This window comes from Aestuariimicrobium sp. G57 (genome assembly GCF_050110855.1).
In the GTDB taxonomy this organism is placed as follows: Bacteria; Actinomycetota; Actinomycetes; order Propionibacteriales; family Propionibacteriaceae; genus Aestuariimicrobium.
Genome location: NZ_JBNINW010000003.1, coordinates 262371 through 278808, shown reverse-complemented (window position 1 = coordinate 278808; position 16438 = coordinate 262371). Strand labels below are relative to the sequence as shown.

Annotated in this window: 20 protein-coding genes and 2 tRNA genes; 15 read left to right on the top strand and 7 right to left on the bottom strand. The window is 68.7% G+C overall.

Annotated features, from left to right (window positions below):
* Window positions 1-100: 100 nt before the first annotated feature.
* From ACQCX5_RS08355 to trxA, 5 genes are all read left to right on the top strand, one after another.
* Window positions 101-1252, top strand: a complete 1152-nt coding sequence (locus tag ACQCX5_RS08355; RefSeq protein WP_434541569.1) for an N-acetylglucosamine-6-phosphate deacetylase — start codon at window positions 101-103, stop codon at window positions 1250-1252.
* Window positions 1249-1941 carry a metal-dependent transcriptional regulator gene (locus tag ACQCX5_RS08350; protein ID WP_434541568.1) on the top strand — a complete coding sequence of 231 codons (693 nt, stop codon included), beginning with the start codon at window positions 1249-1251 and terminating at the stop codon, window positions 1939-1941. The genes ACQCX5_RS08355 and ACQCX5_RS08350 overlap by 4 nt, the downstream gene beginning before the upstream one ends.
* Window positions 1938-3002, top strand: a complete 1065-nt coding sequence (locus ACQCX5_RS08345; RefSeq protein ID WP_434541567.1) for a hypothetical protein — start codon at window positions 1938-1940, stop codon at window positions 3000-3002. Before ACQCX5_RS08350 ends, ACQCX5_RS08345 begins: the two co-directional genes overlap by 4 nt.
* A gap of 43 nt (window positions 3003-3045) precedes the next feature.
* A complete protein-coding gene (locus tag ACQCX5_RS08340) occupies window positions 3046-3819 on the top strand; it encodes a class I SAM-dependent methyltransferase (RefSeq protein WP_434541566.1) in 774 nt (257 codons plus the stop codon).
* Window positions 3820-3888: 69 nt separating this feature from the next.
* Window positions 3889-4251 carry a thioredoxin gene (trxA, locus tag ACQCX5_RS08335; protein ID WP_434541565.1) on the top strand — a complete coding sequence of 121 codons (363 nt, stop codon included), beginning with the start codon at window positions 3889-3891 and terminating at the stop codon, window positions 4249-4251.
* Window positions 4252-4342: 91 nt separating this feature from the next.
* Here trxA and ACQCX5_RS08330 read toward each other — a convergent pair.
* Window positions 4343-4415, bottom strand: a tRNA-Arg gene (locus tag ACQCX5_RS08330).
* Window positions 4416-4498: 83 nt separating this feature from the next.
* Here ACQCX5_RS08330 and ACQCX5_RS08325 point away from each other — a divergent pair.
* Both ACQCX5_RS08325 and ACQCX5_RS08320 read left to right on the top strand, forming a co-directional pair.
* Window positions 4499-5875 (top strand): UTP--glucose-1-phosphate uridylyltransferase, encoded by a 1377-nt coding sequence (locus ACQCX5_RS08325; RefSeq protein WP_434541564.1) that lies wholly within the window; start codon window positions 4499-4501, stop codon window positions 5873-5875.
* Between the two features lie 55 nt (window positions 5876-5930).
* A complete protein-coding gene (locus ACQCX5_RS08320) occupies window positions 5931-6254 on the top strand; it encodes a hypothetical protein (RefSeq protein ID WP_434541895.1) in 324 nt (107 codons plus the stop codon).
* 71 nt (window positions 6255-6325) lie between these two features.
* On the opposite strand, the gene ACQCX5_RS08315 is transcribed toward ACQCX5_RS08320, so the two are convergent.
* The 4 genes from ACQCX5_RS08315 to ACQCX5_RS08300 form a co-directional block, all read right to left on the bottom strand.
* A complete protein-coding gene (locus ACQCX5_RS08315) occupies window positions 6326-6700 on the bottom strand; it encodes an MscL family protein (protein ID WP_434541563.1) in 375 nt (124 codons plus the stop codon).
* Between the two features lie 184 nt (window positions 6701-6884).
* Window positions 6885-7538, bottom strand: coding sequence for an SAF domain-containing protein (locus ACQCX5_RS08310; protein ID WP_434541562.1), 654 nt, complete (start codon window positions 7536-7538; stop codon window positions 6885-6887).
* Between the two features lie 113 nt (window positions 7539-7651).
* Window positions 7652-7999 carry an FmdB family zinc ribbon protein gene (locus ACQCX5_RS08305; RefSeq protein ID WP_434541561.1) on the bottom strand — a complete coding sequence of 116 codons (348 nt, stop codon included), beginning with the start codon at window positions 7997-7999 and terminating at the stop codon, window positions 7652-7654.
* A 174-nt stretch (window positions 8000-8173) separates the two neighbouring features.
* Complete coding sequence (locus tag ACQCX5_RS08300; protein WP_434541560.1) at window positions 8174-8830, bottom strand: 5-formyltetrahydrofolate cyclo-ligase; 657 nt, start codon at window positions 8828-8830, stop codon at window positions 8174-8176.
* 18 nt (window positions 8831-8848) lie between these two features.
* On the opposite strand from ACQCX5_RS08300, the gene ACQCX5_RS08295 reads away from it, so the two are divergent.
* Both ACQCX5_RS08295 and ACQCX5_RS08290 read left to right on the top strand, forming a co-directional pair.
* The gene (locus ACQCX5_RS08295; RefSeq protein WP_434541559.1) at window positions 8849-10147 is read left to right on the top strand and encodes a molybdopterin molybdotransferase MoeA; all 1299 of its coding nucleotides are present in this window, start codon (window positions 8849-8851) and stop codon (window positions 10145-10147) included.
* An 89-nt stretch (window positions 10148-10236) separates the two neighbouring features.
* A complete protein-coding gene (locus tag ACQCX5_RS08290; RefSeq protein WP_434541558.1) occupies window positions 10237-11016 on the top strand; it encodes a hypothetical protein in 780 nt (259 codons plus the stop codon).
* Window positions 11017-11033: 17 nt separating this feature from the next.
* Here the strand turns inward: ACQCX5_RS08290 and ACQCX5_RS08285 are convergent, their stop codons facing one another.
* Complete coding sequence (locus tag ACQCX5_RS08285; protein WP_434541557.1) at window positions 11034-12557, bottom strand: Hsp70 family protein; 1524 nt, start codon at window positions 12555-12557, stop codon at window positions 11034-11036.
* A gap of 178 nt (window positions 12558-12735) precedes the next feature.
* Here ACQCX5_RS08285 and ACQCX5_RS08280 point away from each other — a divergent pair, with 178 nt between their 5' ends.
* From ACQCX5_RS08280 to ACQCX5_RS08255, 6 genes are all read left to right on the top strand, one after another.
* Window positions 12736-13218, top strand: coding sequence for a cupin domain-containing protein (locus ACQCX5_RS08280; protein ID WP_434541556.1), 483 nt, complete (start codon window positions 12736-12738; stop codon window positions 13216-13218).
* A complete protein-coding gene (locus ACQCX5_RS08275; protein WP_434541555.1) occupies window positions 13196-13606 on the top strand; it encodes a thiol-disulfide oxidoreductase DCC family protein in 411 nt (136 codons plus the stop codon). Before ACQCX5_RS08280 ends, ACQCX5_RS08275 begins: the two co-directional genes overlap by 23 nt.
* Window positions 13607-13675: 69 nt before the next feature.
* Window positions 13676-13751: transfer RNA gene (locus tag ACQCX5_RS08270), tRNA-Ala, on the top strand.
* 303 nt (window positions 13752-14054) lie between these two features.
* Entirely contained in the window at window positions 14055-14474 is a 420-nt protein-coding gene (locus ACQCX5_RS08265; protein ID WP_434541554.1) for a hypothetical protein, read from the top strand.
* Entirely contained in the window at window positions 14471-15085 is a 615-nt protein-coding gene (locus tag ACQCX5_RS08260; RefSeq protein WP_434541553.1) for a hypothetical protein, read from the top strand. Before ACQCX5_RS08265 ends, ACQCX5_RS08260 begins: the two co-directional genes overlap by 4 nt.
* A gap of 272 nt (window positions 15086-15357) precedes the next feature.
* Window positions 15358-15657 (top strand): response regulator transcription factor, encoded by a 300-nt coding sequence (locus ACQCX5_RS08255; RefSeq protein WP_434541552.1) that lies wholly within the window; start codon window positions 15358-15360, stop codon window positions 15655-15657.
* On the opposite strand, the gene ACQCX5_RS08250 is transcribed toward ACQCX5_RS08255, so the two are convergent.
* Window positions 15601-16419 (bottom strand): SGNH/GDSL hydrolase family protein, encoded by an 819-nt coding sequence (locus ACQCX5_RS08250; protein ID WP_434541551.1) that lies wholly within the window; start codon window positions 16417-16419, stop codon window positions 15601-15603. The two genes, ACQCX5_RS08255 and ACQCX5_RS08250, sit on opposite strands and share 57 nt — an antisense overlap.
* Window positions 16420-16438: the final 19 nt, after the last annotated feature.

Sequence of the window (16438 nt, the reverse complement as noted above, 5' to 3'; positions counted from 1 at the left end):
CAAAATGTCGGGGGGTCGCCCTAAGCTGGCCACAGCCCAACAACACAGGGCGAACACGCAGGCACAGACAACACATACACAGACAACACAGGGGGAAAGCATGTCGGCGCTCATCGCCTCGACCCGCGTGGTCACCGGTGACACCGGTCCAGAGGCTCGTCCGCTGACATTGCTGGTCGAGCAGGGCCGCATCGCCGAGGTGCGGCCCGGCATCGACCCCCGGGCCGAGGTCGTCGATGCGTGGGTCGTCCCGGGCTTTGTCGACACCCACTGCCACGGCGGCGCGGGCTGCGACCTGGCTGCGGACGACCCCGCCGGGGTGTCCGCCAGCATCGACTTCCACCGGCGGCACGGGTCGACGACGCTGTTCGCCAGCACCGTCACGGAGCCCGTCGACGAGGTGCTGACCCAGATCGGGCGCCTGCGCCCGCTGGTCGAGGCCGGTGAACTCGACGGCATCCACCTCGAGGGGCCGTTCCTGTCCGAGGCCAAGAAGGGTGCCCACAACGCGAGCCTGCTGGTCGACCCGGCCGATGACATTGTCGAGCGCATCCTGCAGGCCTCCGGCGGCACGGTGCGCATGGTGACGCTCGCTCCCGAACGCGGCAACGGCATCCAGGCGACGATGGCGCTCAGCGAGGCCGGGGTCGCGGTGGCCTTCGGGCACTCCGACGCCGACGAGGTGACCACCCGTGCCAGCGTCGATGCCGGCGCGAGTGTCGTGACGCACCTGTTCAATGCCATGCGGCCGATTCACCACCGCGAGCCGGGGCCGATCCCGTTCCTGCTGTCCGACGACCGGGTGATGGTCGAGCTGATCTGTGATGGCACCCACCTGCACCCCGACGTGATCGCGATGGCGGTCGAGGCGGCAGGCATCCACCGGGTGGGGCTGGTCACCGATGCGATGAGCGCCACGGGGCAGCCGGACGGTGACTACCGGCTCGGCAGCCTGACCGTTGCCGTGCGCGACGGGGTGGCCAAGCTGTTGGGTGACGACGGCACGCTCGGGGCCATCGCCGGCTCGACGCTGACGATGGCGGGCGCCGTCGAATACGTCGTCGGCACCGTCGGGCGCGAGGTCGGCGAGGCGGCGATCATGGCTGCCACGACACCCGCACGTTGGCACGGCCTTGACGAGGTGGGCCAGTTGGTGGCCGGACGACACGCTGACCTGTGTGTCGTCGATGACAGCGGCGCGTTGCTGCGGGTGATGCGCCGCGGCGACTGGCTCGAGGGGGTCGGGGCATGAGCGAACTCATCGACACCACCGAGATGTACCTGCGCACCGTCTATGAACTGAACGAAGAGGGTGTGCCGCCCATGCGGGCGCGCATCGCCGAGCGGCTGCACCAGAGCGGGCCAACCGTCTCGCAGACCGTGGCCCGCATGGAACGCGACGGGCTGCTGCATCTGGCCGAGGACCGCACGATCCGGCTCACCGACGAGGGGCAGGACCTCGCCGAGAAGGTCATGCGCAAGCACCGGCTGGCCGAGCGGCTGCTGATCGATGTGATCGGGCTCGACTGGCAGCTCGTGCATGCCGAGGCGTGCCGCTGGGAACACGTGATCAGCGAAGAGGTCGAGGCCAAGATCTATGCGCTGCTGAGCGACACCACCGAATCGCCGTACGGCAACCCGATCCCGGGCATGCAGGCCTTCGGGCACACCCATCCGGCGCCGGCGTTCCGCGACGGCAACGAGAGCTTCTCGGCGATGGTCAACCCCGGCGGCGTGCCCACCCCCGTCGTGCTGACCCGCATGAGTGAGGCTGTGCAGGCCGAGGACGACACCCTGGCCGCGCTCGCCGCGGCAGGCGTGCGTCCGGGGGTCGAGGTCACCCTGACGCTGGCCGACCAGGTTGAACTGCAGGTGGCCGGCCACCAGAAGCTGGCCGTGCCCGACTGGGTCACAGACGGCCTGTTCGGGCATCGCGCATGAGCTCACCCCTGATGGACAACGCCGGGCTGGTCGCGCTGGCCGAGGCGCACTGGTTCGATGCTGCCGAGTCGATGATGCGCCAGCGGGTGCTGGCCGGTGACACAGACCCCGCAGTGGCCCTCGCACACGAGTTCGCCGCGATCGGCCACCGCGTGATCTCGCTCGACGCAGAGGACTTTCTCGAACTGGCCAAGCAGGCCAAGGGACGGAGTTGGAGCGAACGGCTGAGCAAGTGCTGCTTCCCGGTCGAGCCGCGCGCCCGGGAACGTGGTGCGCTCGGCTCGTTGGTGCCGCTCTACGAGCTGATGCTCGAGGTGGTGCAACTGCGCGCCGAGCGACACGAACCCCAGGCGCTGGTGGTCACCGCGCACCTGATTGCGGAATACCTGTGCCAGTTGGCCTGGGAACCGCGGCTCGGTCACGGCGGCGACCCGTTGAAGCTGCCCCGTGACGTGGGGCAAAGGTGGGGCACCGACGACCCGGACTGCCCGCACAGCTCGGCGATGCGGGCCACCGCGCGGCGTGCGGTCAACGCCGGCAAGGGCGACCTGACCGGCTACACCAACTACCTCGACAAGTTCCATTCCCGGCTCGGCGACACCCTGGCCGTCTGCGGCATGAACCACGAGACCATCGACGCGGGGCAGCGTCCCGATGTCGGCCCGACGTGCCCGAACCCGTGCCGGTGGGCGGTGGCCGGCAGCCTCGACGAGCGGCGTGACCTGGATGCCCGGCTGCGGCTGGCGCTGATCTATGTCGAGTCGCCGCTGGTGGCGCTGCGCCACCATGCACCGGTGGGCCACTTCTTCGGGGTGCCGTCGATCAGTGAGATCTCCGATGGCTGGATCGCCACCTGGAAGAAGCTCACCACCCCGTGGAACGACGGCAGCAACCCGCTGTTGATCGCCCTCGACGAGGAGCGCTACACCATTCCCGCCGACGAGGCCCTGCCCGGGCTCTCGCTGCTGGTCTCGGTCATCGGCAAGCGCCAGATCGGCCCGGGGCGACTGCTGCACGACATCGCCGACGACATCGTCACGGTGCTGGGTCACGCCCGGTAACGGACGATCCCGGACGGGGCCGAGCGGGTCTAGTGTGGGGAACATGGCCGACTGGATCGATTACATCGACCGCTTCCACCATGAACGTCCGGGGGTGGCGGCCGACGTGCTGGGGCGCTGTCGCGCGGGCAACCACAGCCCGCACCAGTGGCTGGCCCGCGCCGTGAGCTCGTCCGCCACCAGGATCGTGGACGTCGGCTGCGGCTCGGGGCCGATGGGGCGCACGCTCGCCGCCGAAGGGCGCACCGTGCTCGGCATCGACCTGTCGATGAACGAACTGCGCCATGCCACCAAGCTCGGCCCCGGCCCCTGGGCGAGGGCGGACGCGCGTGTGCTGCCGGTGGCGGATGGCGTGGCCGACGCCGTGGTCTCGTCGGTGGCGCTGGCCGTGATCCAGCCGACCGGTGACCTGCTCGACGAGGTCGCCCGGGTGCTTCGTCCCGGCGGACTGTTCGCCGGCATCGTGCCCACCTACCGGCCGCTGAATGTCGACGACCTCAGGCTGGTCAGCCAGCTGACCGCACGGCTGGCGGGGCCACCGAGGTTCCCGGTGCGGCTCGACATGTCGATGGGGCCACTGCTGGCCGCGCACGGGCTGCGCAAGGTCGAGGACGCCCGTGAGCGCTACTACTTCGACGTGAACGGGCGCGCTGATGCCGAGCAATTGCTGCACGCGCTCTACCTGCCCCGCGGGGCACAGGTCAAGCGCGTCAGCGCCGTCGTCGACTGGATGGAGGAGCGGATCGCCGATCATGGCACCCTGCGGGTGCCCATCCCGATCCGGCGCGTGGTGGCGGTGAAGCAGCGGAATAGTTGAGCACCTGCGAGTGTTTGACCTGTCGTATGCGCCCCCGAAACCGGGCGAACCGAACTCTGAGGAGGACCCATGGGTGGCAACACCGTTGAGCTGAACGCGGCAAACTTCGCCGACACCGTTGACAAGAACGACATCGTGCTGATCGACTTCTGGGCCGGCTGGTGCGGTCCGTGTATGCGCTTCGCACCGATCTATGAGGATGCGTCGACCCGCCACGACGACGTGACCTTCGCCAAGCTCGACACCGAGGCGGAGCGTGACGTTGCCGCCGGCCTCGAGATCACCTCGATCCCCACCATCATGGCGTTCAAGGAAGGCAACCTCGTCTTCCGCCAGGCGGGCATGCTGAGCGGCAAGCAGCTCGACTCGCTGATCGAGCAGGTCAAGGAGCTCGACCTCGAGAAGGCCAAGGCCGAGGCTGCCCAGGGCTGAGCCCTGTGGACCTCCCGGTCCCGTGCTCCGGGCCGGGACAACAACGACGGGCCGTCACCAATTGGTGGCGGCCCGTTGTTCGTTTTGGCGGCGACCCTGGCAGGAATCGAACCTGCGACACAAGGTTTAGGAAACCTCTGCTCTATCCCCTGAGCTACAGGGCCCTGTGCGCGGCGCGTGTGTCGACGCGGGGCTCGTCCAGCGTAGTGCCCCGACTCGGGGGCGGCCAACTCGCTAGGCTGCGGTCATGAGTGACGCAGGACTTGTCAATGCCCAGGCCAAGATGCGCGCCGATGGTCTGCCCGAGGCCGCCATCCGGGTTTTCAGCGACTACTACCGCCAGCTCGAATCGGGGCAGACGGGGCTGATCCTTGAAGACTCGATCGAGCCGCTGCTCGACCCGCCGATGCTCGCCGATGTCGACGTGGACGACGCTCCCGCGCGCGAGGCCCTCGACAGGACCGTCATCATCAAGCTCAACGGTGGGCTGGGCACCTCGATGGGCCTCGACAAGGCCAAGAACCTGCTGCCGCTGCGTGACGGGCTGACCTTTCTCGACGTGATCGTGCGCCAGGTGCTGGCCGCCCGCGAGCGGTACGGTGTGCGGTTGCCGCTGCTGCTGATGAACTCGTTCCGCACCGCGGACGACACCGAGCAGGCACTGGCGGCCTACCCCGAACTGGCCCGCGACGGCCTGCCGCTGGGGTTCGTCCAGAACCGGGAGCCCAAACTCACGGCCGACGGCCTCGAGCCCGTGGAGTGGCCGACCGACCCCACGCTCGAATGGTGCCCGCCCGGCCACGGCGACCTGTACATCGCGCTGCAGGCCTCGGGGGTGCTCGACCAGCTGATCGAGGCCGGCTACCGCTACGCCAACGTGTGCAACGGCGACAACCTGGGCACCGCGCCGAACCCGACCATCGCGGGCTGGTTCGCCGCGTCCGGGGCACCGTATGCCGCCGAAGTCTGCCGCCGCACCGTCAACGACCGCAAGGGTGGCCACCTGGCGATCCGCAAGGCCGACCGGCAGCTGATCCTGCGTGACACCGCCCAGACGGCGCCCGACGAGATGGACTACTTCACCGACGAGCACCGCCACCCGTTCTTCCACACCAACAACCTGTGGTTCGACCTGGTCAGGTTGCGCGATGCGCTGGTCGAGCGTGACTCGGTGCTGGGGCTGCCGCTGATCCGCAACGAGAAGACGGTCGACCCGGCTGACAAGACCTCGCCCAAGGTGATCCAGATCGAGTCGGCGATGGGCGCTGCCGTCGAGGTGTTCGAGGGTGCGACTGCCATCTGTGTCGGACGCGACCGGTTCTTGCCCGTCAAGACCACCAACGAGTTGTTGTTGCTGCGTTCGGACCTCTATGACCTCGATGAGGACTACCGGCTGGTCGCGACGACCGACAGCACGGTCAAGGTGAAGCTGGACGGGGACTACTACAAGCTGGTCCAGGACTTCGACGCCCGCTTTGCGGGGCCTGTGGGGCTGCGGGGGGCGAACTCGTTCGAGGTGAACGGCGACTGGGGCTTCGGGCACGGGGTCACCGTCGTCGGCGATGTCACCCTGTCGGCCGACCAGGCGGGGCACGTGCCCGACGGGACGGTGCTGGGTGGTTGAGGGCTGGGTGGTTGAGGGCTGGGTGGCTGGGCGCAATGCCCGGTTGCTGGTCGCGGTGGGGGTGGCGCTGACCGGTGAGACGTTGCCGCCGCCGACTGTGGACGAGCCGGTCGCGGCATGGCTGGCGGGGCACGGTTGGCCCGCCGACCGACTCGCGGCGCACCGGGCCGACTGCCAGCAGCAGAAGCTGCCCTGGCCGCACCAGGTGCCGGCCGAGCTGGTGGACTCGTGGGGCCAACTGCACAGCATGCTGCAGGTGCTGCGGGCCGAGCTGGGGCTCGACGGGCTGCACCCGATGGTTCACCAGGGGCCGAGGGTGATCGGCCCGGCTGAACAGCGGCTCCTGGCCGAGCGGCCGCCGCACCACGGCAACGTGTGAGCACCCGAACATGATGAAACCCCACGCCGCTCCGTCGAGGCGTGGGGTTCCGGAGGGGTCAGATCACACCGTCACACGGTGGGGTTGGTGCGGTTGGTGGCCAGCAGGTCGCGGATCTCGGTGAGCACCTCGACCTCGGTGGCTGCAGCCTCGTCACCCTGCTTCTTCATGCGGTCCTGCAGGGCGGTGTAGGGCTTGACGATGCCGAAGTAGACCACGAAGGCCAGGATCAGGAAGGCGACCAGGGCGGTCAGGAACGGGCCGACCGAGGTCATGCCACCGGGGTGCCACGAGTCGAAGTTAGGGGCGCCGCCGGCCTTGGCCAGCAGCTCGATGACGATCTTGGTGAACGCCTCGACGACCGTCGCGAACGCGCCGCCGATGATGAACGCGACAGCAAGCTCGATGAGGTTGCCACGCATGATGAAGTCCTTGAAGCCGCTCATGGGCATTCCTTTCAGTTGTGGAACCAGGCCCAAGGTGGGCCAGCCGGAGCTGTTCCGCCTTGGAAGGTACCCGAATCCGTCCGGCAAATTCAGCAACGGATTCGAGAAACCCGCGCATCCCTACAGTGACTCTTCAGGCTCTCAGGCTGTGTTCACCCGGCCGTCGTCAGCCGTTCAGCAAGCGTCATCCCAGCGTTACCGACAACCCGGGGTTGCCCGCCCAGGCCCCCAGCGTCACGGCCGTCTTCTCATCGACATCCACCACCACGATGCCCCCGGACGAGCTTGCGCCACCCAGCCCGCCGGCATCCGCCGGGCCCGGGACGGCCGCCACCCGCACCCGTCTGGCCAGCACCACCGGGGTGCCGGAATCGTCGGCACCGAGCACTGAGATCAGTTCGCCGGGGCGCAACAGCCCCAGCACGGCCGGGTCATCGACCCGCACCGGCACCAGCATGCGTCCCTTCGGCAGTGTGGTTGCCCCGAGCACACTGCCCGGGCCGAGCGGTGTGCCCCGGCCAGCGGCCGCCACCATCGTCCGACCCACCAGGGCCGCCGGGTCGCCGATCGCGCCCGACGGCACAAGATCGGCCGGGTAGTGCGTCACGACAAGGTCGGACGCCGCGAGTTTGTGCCCTGCGGGCAGGTCGGTGGCTGTCACCACGACGGGGACGCCACCGGCACGTGAGGGCGACAGCGCCGTCAACGTGGCCAGCACCAGCACGGCAGCCGCCACCGCGGCCAACGCACGGCGGTGCCACCGCACGAACAGCGAGGCCCGGGTGCGCCAGCCCGGTCGCGCAGGTACAGCAACAGGGGAGTGGTTCGATTCGCTCACACCACGGTTATGGGCGCAATCCGGCAAAAGTGCCGCTTGTCCACAGGACTATCTGCGGAATCGCGCTCATCCACAGGCAGAGGGTTCGACGCCCCAGCGCTGCCCGCGGTGGGCTATCCTGCCGCAGGGGTGCTCGCCGCGCTGGACGACGAAGCCGACGCCGCTGCCGCCGGGGCAGCAGCAGTCGTGCCCGACTTCTCGCTGCTGGAGCTGTTGCCAGTGGTGGCGGACGAGTCCGCCGTGGGGGCGCTGGGTGCGGCCGAGCCGCCACCCGAGGAATCCTTCGTCCGGTTGTCGGTCTTGTAGAAGCCCGAGCCCTTGAAGACCACACCCACCGCGCCGTAGACCTTGCGCAGTTCGCCGCGGCACTCGGGGCACTCGGTCAGCGACGCGTCGGTGAACTTCTGCACCACCTCGAGGTCGGTGGAACAGCTCTTGCAGTGGTACTGGTACGTGGGCATGGGCGAATCCTGAAACTGGGACGACATGACGGGGGAGCGTGGGTGGGCGGACCCCTTGGGGCCCAAGCCTGGGCCCAATTCTACAATTCCAGCCCCGGATCACTGCATCCGCGTCCGCCGCCAGCCACCAGCCCTCAGCGAACAGCCCAGCATGGTCGACCCAGGCACGTCACCTCACGGCGCCCCGACGCGAATGACGCCCGCCTCGGTGATGATCCGGTCCACGAATGCATCCCACGGCGCACTCGGCACCGTGTCGCGCACCTCGTCCTCGTCGACCAGCACCCACACCTCGGCGTCCGGACGAGCATGATCCAGCGCCCGGTCGAACCAGCCGGCACCCTGACCCAGCCGGGTGCCGTCGCGGCCGCCCGCCAGCGCTGCGACCACCACCACATCGGCCTCGCGCAGCACCGAACCGGGCAGTCCGGGCCCGGACGGCTCGGGGATGCCCCGGTAGCCGCTCCTGACATCCGACGGGCCGCGGTACCACGCCCATGTGGGCGGCATCCGCATGCCGCCCAGGCCATCGGCCAGTTTCGGGGCCAGCACCCGTTGGCCGCGGCGCCACAGCACGGCCGCCACATCGGTGGTGCGCGGCTCGTCCCCACGCGACAGGTACAGCGCCACCACCGCCTCGCGCGGGATCATCGAGACCAGCAGGTCGGTGCGTGCCGCGTCATGCCGCTGCCGGGCGCCTGAAGGCACGCCACGGCGGCGTTCGCGCAGTTGGCGGCGCAGTTCGCGTTTGGCTGAGGCCACCTCGAAGTCGACCTCCGTCACCCCGGTCTGCCCGGGGCGGGAGTGTGCTTCGCGGAGTTCAGGTGGCATTCACCTATCGTAATTCGCATGCGACTGTTCGGCAGGAAAGCTCCCGTTGACGAGCCCGTGGCCCCCAAGCCGCGCCCGACGCTGCCCCCGGGGCCGCCCGCGGGCGACGATGGGCTGCGTTCGGTGACCGACCACCGCAACTACCTGTTGAGCCTTGTCGAACCGCTGTCGCCGTTCGGCATGCAACTGCTCGACGCGCTCGACCTGGCCGTCTGTGAAGAGATCAGCGCGCCCGGGCCGCTGCCGCCGGCCAGCACCGCGGCAGTCGTCGGGTGGGCGCTGCGCACCGATGACCTGCACGCCGACGGGGTGATCCTCAACCTGGTCACCGGTCTGGGCGCTGAGGACGAACTGCCGCCGGGTTCGGCCACCCAGGTTGATGAGAACCAGCTGCTGCCCATCGGTGCCGACGCCGTGATCGGGCTCGGCGATGCGTCCGTGGTCGACCAGGGTGACGACCCGGAACTGCACGTGCACACCCTCGTCCGCGCCGGTGACGGCGTGCGGGTGGCGGGCACCGATGTCTCCGACGGTCAACTGCTCGTCCAGCACGGTGCCGTGCTCGACCCGCGCATGGTCGGGCTGCTCGCCGGGGTGGGCATCGACAAGGTGCTGGCGCGGCCCCGTCCCCGCATCGTGGTGATCAGTTCGGGCCGTGGGCTCGTCGAACCCGGACGCGACCTGCCCGACCACCACCACGTGCACGACGCCAATGGCTACATGCTGGCCGCGGCCGCCCGCAACGAGGGCTGCCAGGTGTGGCGCCTCGGGGTGGTCAGCGAAGATCCGGACGAGGTGCGCGAGGCCATCTCTGACCAGCTCATCCGCGCCGACCTGGTCATCTCGACCGGCGGCTTTCGTGAAGAGGACGGCGACGTGCTCAGCGAGGTCATCCCACAACTGGGCGCCGCCGACTTCGCCGAGGTCAACATGGTTCCCGGACGACACCAGGGCTTCGCACTCATCGGCGATGACTTGGTGCCGATGGTGATGTTGCCGGGCGACCCGGTGGGTGCCTATGTCGGCTACCAGAACTTCGTGCGGCCCCTGATTCGCAAGCTGATGGGCATCGAACCGCATGTGCTGCCACCGGTGCGCGCCATCACCCGCAGCGTGCTGCGTTCGCAGCCCGGTGTCTTCGAGTTCGCCCGCGGCACCCTGACCACCGACCACGGCACGTCGTTCGTCGAGCTCAGCCCCGGGCGTGACCGGGCGCACCTGTCCGACCTGGCCAGCGTGAATGCACTGGTGCTGCTCGACGAGTTCACCGAGGTGGTCTCGGCGGGGCAGCAGGTGCAGGTGTGGCCGCTCGACTGAACTGACCAAAGAACCGCACCACCCCCCGGTTGCCAACACGCCGCCCCGGCTCGACCACCAAGGGGGCCGCTGCGCCTACGGTTGTCGGCATGGGTTCGGGACTGATATTTGCCATCCTCGTCGTGGGGTGGCTCGCGTATCTGATCCCGTGGCTCGCCTCGCGGCGCGAAACGCTGACTGACGAGGCTGAACCCGACCGGTTCAGTGACTCGATGACGATCCTGAAGCGTTCGTCAGACCCGTTCTCGACCGAGTCGAGCGACCCTGAGCTCGAGCTGTCGACGCCGCTGACCCGCGCTGCCGCCATCACCGAGGTGCGCGAGATCTACCGTGTCGCTGCCCGCCGGCGCCTGCGGGTCACGCTGCTGCTGTTGACCGGCACCCTCGTCACCATCGGGCTCGTCGCGCTCGACCCGCTGCCGTGGGTGCCGGTGCCTTGGTGGGTTCCGGTCATTCCCGCGGGGCTGCTCGCGGTGTTCCTGGTGCTCGCCCGGTTCAGCACCGTCGCACTGAACCGCCAGCTCGACGCCCGCCTCGAACAGCTGGGAAAAGGCTGGGAGAACGAGACCATCGCCCTGGACGTCAACGACCTGCGACAGCCCGTCGAGACCGCCCAGGAACAGTCGGTCGAACTGAGCGGTCCCATTGAGGCGACCGGCTCGTTGTGGGACCCGATCCCCGTGACCGCCCCGACCTATGTGTCGAAGCCGATGGTGCCGCGCACGGTGCGCACGATCGACCTGTCGATGCCCACGCTGACGGCGCCCGACCCGACCCCGGTCACCGCGCAGGCGCGCGATGAACAGGTGGACGAGCATTCGGTCTCGTTGACCGAAGCCGTCGAACGCCCCCGCGCCGTGGGGGAGTGAGCGCAACCCCTGACGGCTCAGGCGTTCTCGCCCAGCACCCGGCTGATCGTGTAGTTGTTGTTCAGGTCGGTCACATGCACCTCGACGATTCCGTGCGGGTCGATCAGGTAGCGCTCCTCGATCATCGGGCCCTCGCCGACCCGCTTCACCGGCACCTCGGTCAGGTCGGTGCCGCGCAGCTCACGCGCATAGGGGAACAGCAGTTCGGCGAACGGCACGATGTCACCAGTGGGCAGGTCGTGGCTGTCGACGTGGGCGTATTCGACGAACCTGAACCAACCGATGTTGTGCTGCGGGCGGTAGCGACGGATCACCTCGAAGGTGTCCTCGCCTGTCACCGTGGTGCGGTCGAAGATCTGGTCGAAGCTGATGCCCTGTCCATCGTCCGCCTCACGGAACACCCCGAAGCCGCGACTGAGCCGGTCACGCAGGCTGAACCCGGCCGTCTCGTCGGCGGCGATTGCCAGGCCGATGGCCGTGGACGCGGCAGGGTACGGCGAGCGGTGCACCCGTCGGCCGAACTGTTCGCGCAGGCGACGGGCCACCAGCGGCAGTCCTGAGGCGCCGCCCACCAGGTAGATGCCCGCGACCTCGGTGTCGCCGAGGCTGGCCTGGCCCTGGTCGTCCAGCCCGCCGATCAGTGGGGTCATCGTCTCGACGGTGCGGTCGACCAGCGAGACCGCTTCGGCATAGAAATCGGCGACCGGCACCGTGGCATACGTGCCGTCGACATCGATGGCCAGGCGGCGGGTCTGCGGGTTGATGGACTCCTTGGCGGAACGGCTGTCGTCAACCAGCCGCTCGAATGACCGCACGTCAAGGGTATTGGGGTCGCGCTTGATCGTCGCGAGTGCCACCTGGGCCAGCGTCACGTCGAAGTCATCGCCGCCCAGCCGGTTGTTGCCGGCGGTGTCGAGCACTTCATGCGCGGTGCCGTCGACCCTGATCAGCGACGAGTCGAACGTGCCGCCGCCGAGGTCGTAGATGATCACCTGGGTGCGCTTCGAGTTGAGCGTGCGCGGTTGGCGGTGGGTGTATTCGAACCCTGCGGCCGAGGGCTCGTTGACCACACCCAGCACGTCGAACCCGGCCCGGCGGAACGCCTCGAGCGTCAGGTAGCGCTGCACGCCGGGGGCATGTGCAGGCACGGCGATCATGGTCTCGATGTCCTCGTCGGCACCGAATTCGTCCGTGATCGACGACTGCTCAATGATTGCTGTGCGCAGGGCAGTGAGGAACCCGGCCAGCACATCGACGATGGGCACGGGCTGGCCACCGATGCTCATCGTGGTCTGGGTGTTCACGTCGGGGTAGGCCAGGCGGCGCTTGATCGAGCGGATGACCCTCAGGTCATCGGTGCGGGCCGCCTCGAGGGCCAAGAACCCGAACAGCAGTCCTCGTTCGGGGTGGTGGGCGGCGACGCTGGGAAAGTGGTCGTGGGCGTCGCCCTCGGCGTCGAAGAAGGTCACCACCGGGTAGTTGCCGCGGTCAACGCGGGCAACAAGGGTTCGGGTGGTTCCAAGGTCGATTCCTAGGCGCATGACCTCGAGGATATGTGAGCAGGGTCAGCTGCCGAACGGCTGGTCCGGGGAACGGTGGAGGTCACCGGGAGGTCGGCATCTGTGCTGTCCACCCCGTCCCGGTGCGCTGTCGGGACGCCGACTAGCATCGTGACAACGGCACTCACCGGTGAAGTGCCCCGTTGGAAGGAGACCCGCCATGAATGCAGCCATCAGTGACAACGGACCACATCCCGATTCCTTCAACCTCGAGCACGCGACCGTCAACAACCACACCTACCGCACGGTGGCCTGGAGCGGTCGTTACCTGCAGCTGACGCTGATGTCGATCCCGGTGGGCGATGACATCGGTCTCGAGGAGCACCCCGAGACCGACCAGTTCCTGCGTGTCGACGCCGGTCGGGGCCGCGTGCAGATCGGGCCCTCGCAGGACAACCTCGACTTCGAGCGCGAGGTCGGTGACGGCGACTGCATCCTGGTGCCCGCCGGCACCTGGCACAACGTCACCAACATCGGCGACGAGCCGCTGCAGCTGTACACGGTCTATGCGCCGGTGCACCACGCCGCGGGCAAGGTGCACGCCACCAAAGAGATCGCCGAGTCGGATGACGAGGCGGGCAACGACGAGCCCCCGGCCTGGTCGCACCAGCCGGCCCAGCATGCGGAGGACCAGCACGCCTGATCAGCGCGAGGGCGGGGTCTTGCTCTACGACCCCGATTGCGGGTTCTGCGTCCGCTGCGCCACCTGGTTGGCGCGGCGGTCGCGGGGTGCGGTGCGTCCGTTCTCGGTGCTGGACGAGGCAGTCACGGCGCCCGGGGTGGATGCCGCTGGCGTCGATGTCGAGCGCGCGATGGTCGAGGTGCCGTATGTGAGGTCGGACGGCAGCGTGGTGTGGGGCGCGGCGGCGATCGCCGAGGCGCTGGTGTCGTGCCGGTGGGTCGGGTGGCGATTGGTCGGGCGGGTGTTGCGCACCCGGGCTGTGCAGGTGGTCGCCCGGCCCGTGTACACGTGGGTGGCGCGCCACCGGCACCGGCTGCCGGGCGGCACGGCGTCCTGCGATCTGGGGTGAGGGTGGTTTTGTGGGTCGGGCAGGGGCAGGTGTAGTCTGTAGGACGCTGTCGAGATGTTCGGCGGTGAAGGGGCTATGGCGCAGTTGGTAGCGCGTCTCGTTCGCAATGAGAAGGTCAGGGGTTCGAATCCCCTTAGCTCCACCACACAACCCCCGTCCTGCAGAGGGCGGGGGTTGTTGCATGTCGCGGGGAGTGACGGTCTGCCACCTCTTCCCAACAGGCCAGGGAAGTCGTAGCATTTTAGTACCATTTACGAACCGTTGATGGCATTCGCGTGAGGCGAGGTGCGGCATGGCTGAACCGCTGGCAATCCCCCTTCCGGACTGGTGGTCGGCGTTGTTCCCGCCACCGTTCGCGCCCGTGCCGCCCACGGAATCCCCGGCGTGGAGGAATGATGCCGCGACAAGGCAATTCGCACTGGGACTGGGTGCGGCGCACGCGGAGTCAGTGGCAGCCTTGCGCCGACTCGGCGAGGCCAACGGCGGTGGGCTCATGGGGGTCATCACAGGGGCGCTGGCCGAATACCAGTCCCTCGGCCATGTGACCGCCGCCGACGCCGGGCGCATCATGGCCTGCTTCGAGGCGTTCGAGAAGGCAGGTGGCGGCACGCAGGCGGCACGCGAGTCGGCATCGTCGGTGCTGCATGACCTGTACGCACAGGCGGTCGCGGACCCCTACTCGACGCCCTTCGCCCTACAGGTGCTCAGCGTGGCCGCAAGCGGCGGGACGCGCATGGTCGATGATCCCTCAGCCGCCGAGATCGGGGCCGCGGATGCGGTGGGCATGTTCTTCCTCGGCGGCGTGGCCAGCTGCGTCGCCGCGTCGTACGTGGCCGCGCATCTCGATGTCCACGTCACCTATTCGTGATCCTGCAGAAGGATGTGAACGACATGGCTGCATCAATCGCACTGCCCGGATGGCTGACACTTCCCCCCGGTTTCTCGCCCGGCGAGTCGCTGATGGGCGCGGGTGACCAGGCGCGGGCGCAAGCGCTGTCTGCGGGAGCCATCCACGACGAGGTGCTGCGTGGTCTGGAGCAGCTCGCCGACGAGAATGGCGGCGGCGTGCTGGGCCTGGTCAAGGGTCTGCTGCCGATCTATGAACGGCTGGGTTACATCACCGCCGTGGATGCCACACGACTGCTCAGCGGGTTCGAGGCGGTGCGGGCGGCGCTGGGTTCGGCGACCGGGCTGGCTCCGCTGGAAGGGCGCCTGCGGGCCCTCCTCGAAGAGGCCAGCCAGGATGCGACGTCCGGGCCGGCCTGCCTCGCCGTGCTGGCGGTTCTGGCGAGCGATGCCGCGATGCCCGCCCCGGACTCGGACGCCCGTGCCAGCACGGCACATGTGCTGGCAACCTTGACAGCTGACGGTCTGGGTGCCCTGGCCGGGGTCGGGGGTGGGCCCGTCGGCGCCTATTTCACGTCGGTATCGGTGTCTTCGATCGTGGAGCACACGCACGTGGAGCTCCGCTGGCACTGACTGTGGGTGTTCTTGCTGTGCCGCCCGAGCGCCGCTGTCTTCTCCGCCGCAAGCGTCGCGAGGGGTTATGACTCCTGCGCGGCCCGGACGACCGTTGCCCAGGCCTACGGCGGCCTTCGAGAGGTCGATATCTGCAGAACCCGTCGTCCGGATCTGCAGAAAGTGGCCTCTCGATGAGCGCTTCGCGCACCACGGCTGGAATCTTCTTGAACAGCCCCGTACGAGTACCTAAGGTGGGCAGCGAAGTCCAAGTTCTTGGGAGGATGAGGCCGATGCCGCTCCAATCACCGCTCGTGGCAGGGGACCCCTGTCGATCGCTCACGCCACGAGAGAGGGACGTCCTCACCCTCATCGGGGCGGGGCTGTCGAACTCCGAGATCGCCGCCCGGCTGTACGTGGGCGCGGGCACTGTCAAGACCCACGTCAGCCATGTCTTCACCAAGCTCGACCTGCGAGACCGGGCCGCGGCGGTGGTCTTCGCCTTCGACAACGGACTCGTCACACCCGGCGACGGGTCACGACGTCAGCACCCCGACCAGGGCCGCGACGATCGCCTGCTGACCGGCGAGTGATGGGTGCACGCCGTCGGGTCCCTGCAGGTCGGCCCGCGCTGGCACGCCGAACACCTGCACCAGGTCGACGACCGGGTCGTCAAACGCCTTCACCGCATCGGCCAACGCGGTGATGTCGGCGTTGTGCCAGCTGCTGGACCCGAACTGGAACGCCGGGTGTGCTGCCATGCGTTGCTCATCGACCGGGACCGGGGTGAGCCACACCCAGCGCGTGCTCGTGCGTTCGGCGGCAATGCGGCGCAGCTCGACCAGGTTCGCGATGCTCTCGGCCAACGAGACCTGGGGCTTGCCACCGGCGATGCGGGTGACGTCGTTGCCGCCGAGCCCACAGATGATCCAGTCCGGCGCCGGGTGGAGCATCGAGGGCCAGCGGCGCAGCACCATCGCCGTGGTGTGGGCGGACAGGCCGGCGTTGACCAGGGTCAGGTCGTCGTCCGGTCGGGCCAGGGTCAGTGCGTGCCGCAGGATCTCGGCCCACGACTGCAGATCGTCGGTGACGCTGTCGCCGACGGCGAGGATGCGTGCGCCGCGCGTGAACGGCAGGCGCGTGACGGCGTCGGCGAAGTCCGCGCCACGCAGCAGCGCGTACGCGGCAGTGCGTGCCTGTGCATCGAACCCGTCACGGATGCGGGCGTACTCGTCGGGTGTCATGCCGAGGATCGCCGGCAGACTCATGGCCAGGCCGGGCAGGTACCCGTAAAGCTTCTCGAGGTGCACGTACTGCAGCTGCGCCGCAGCCGGTGGGCTGTCGGGGGTGGTCATGGTTCCTCCTGGGGTGATC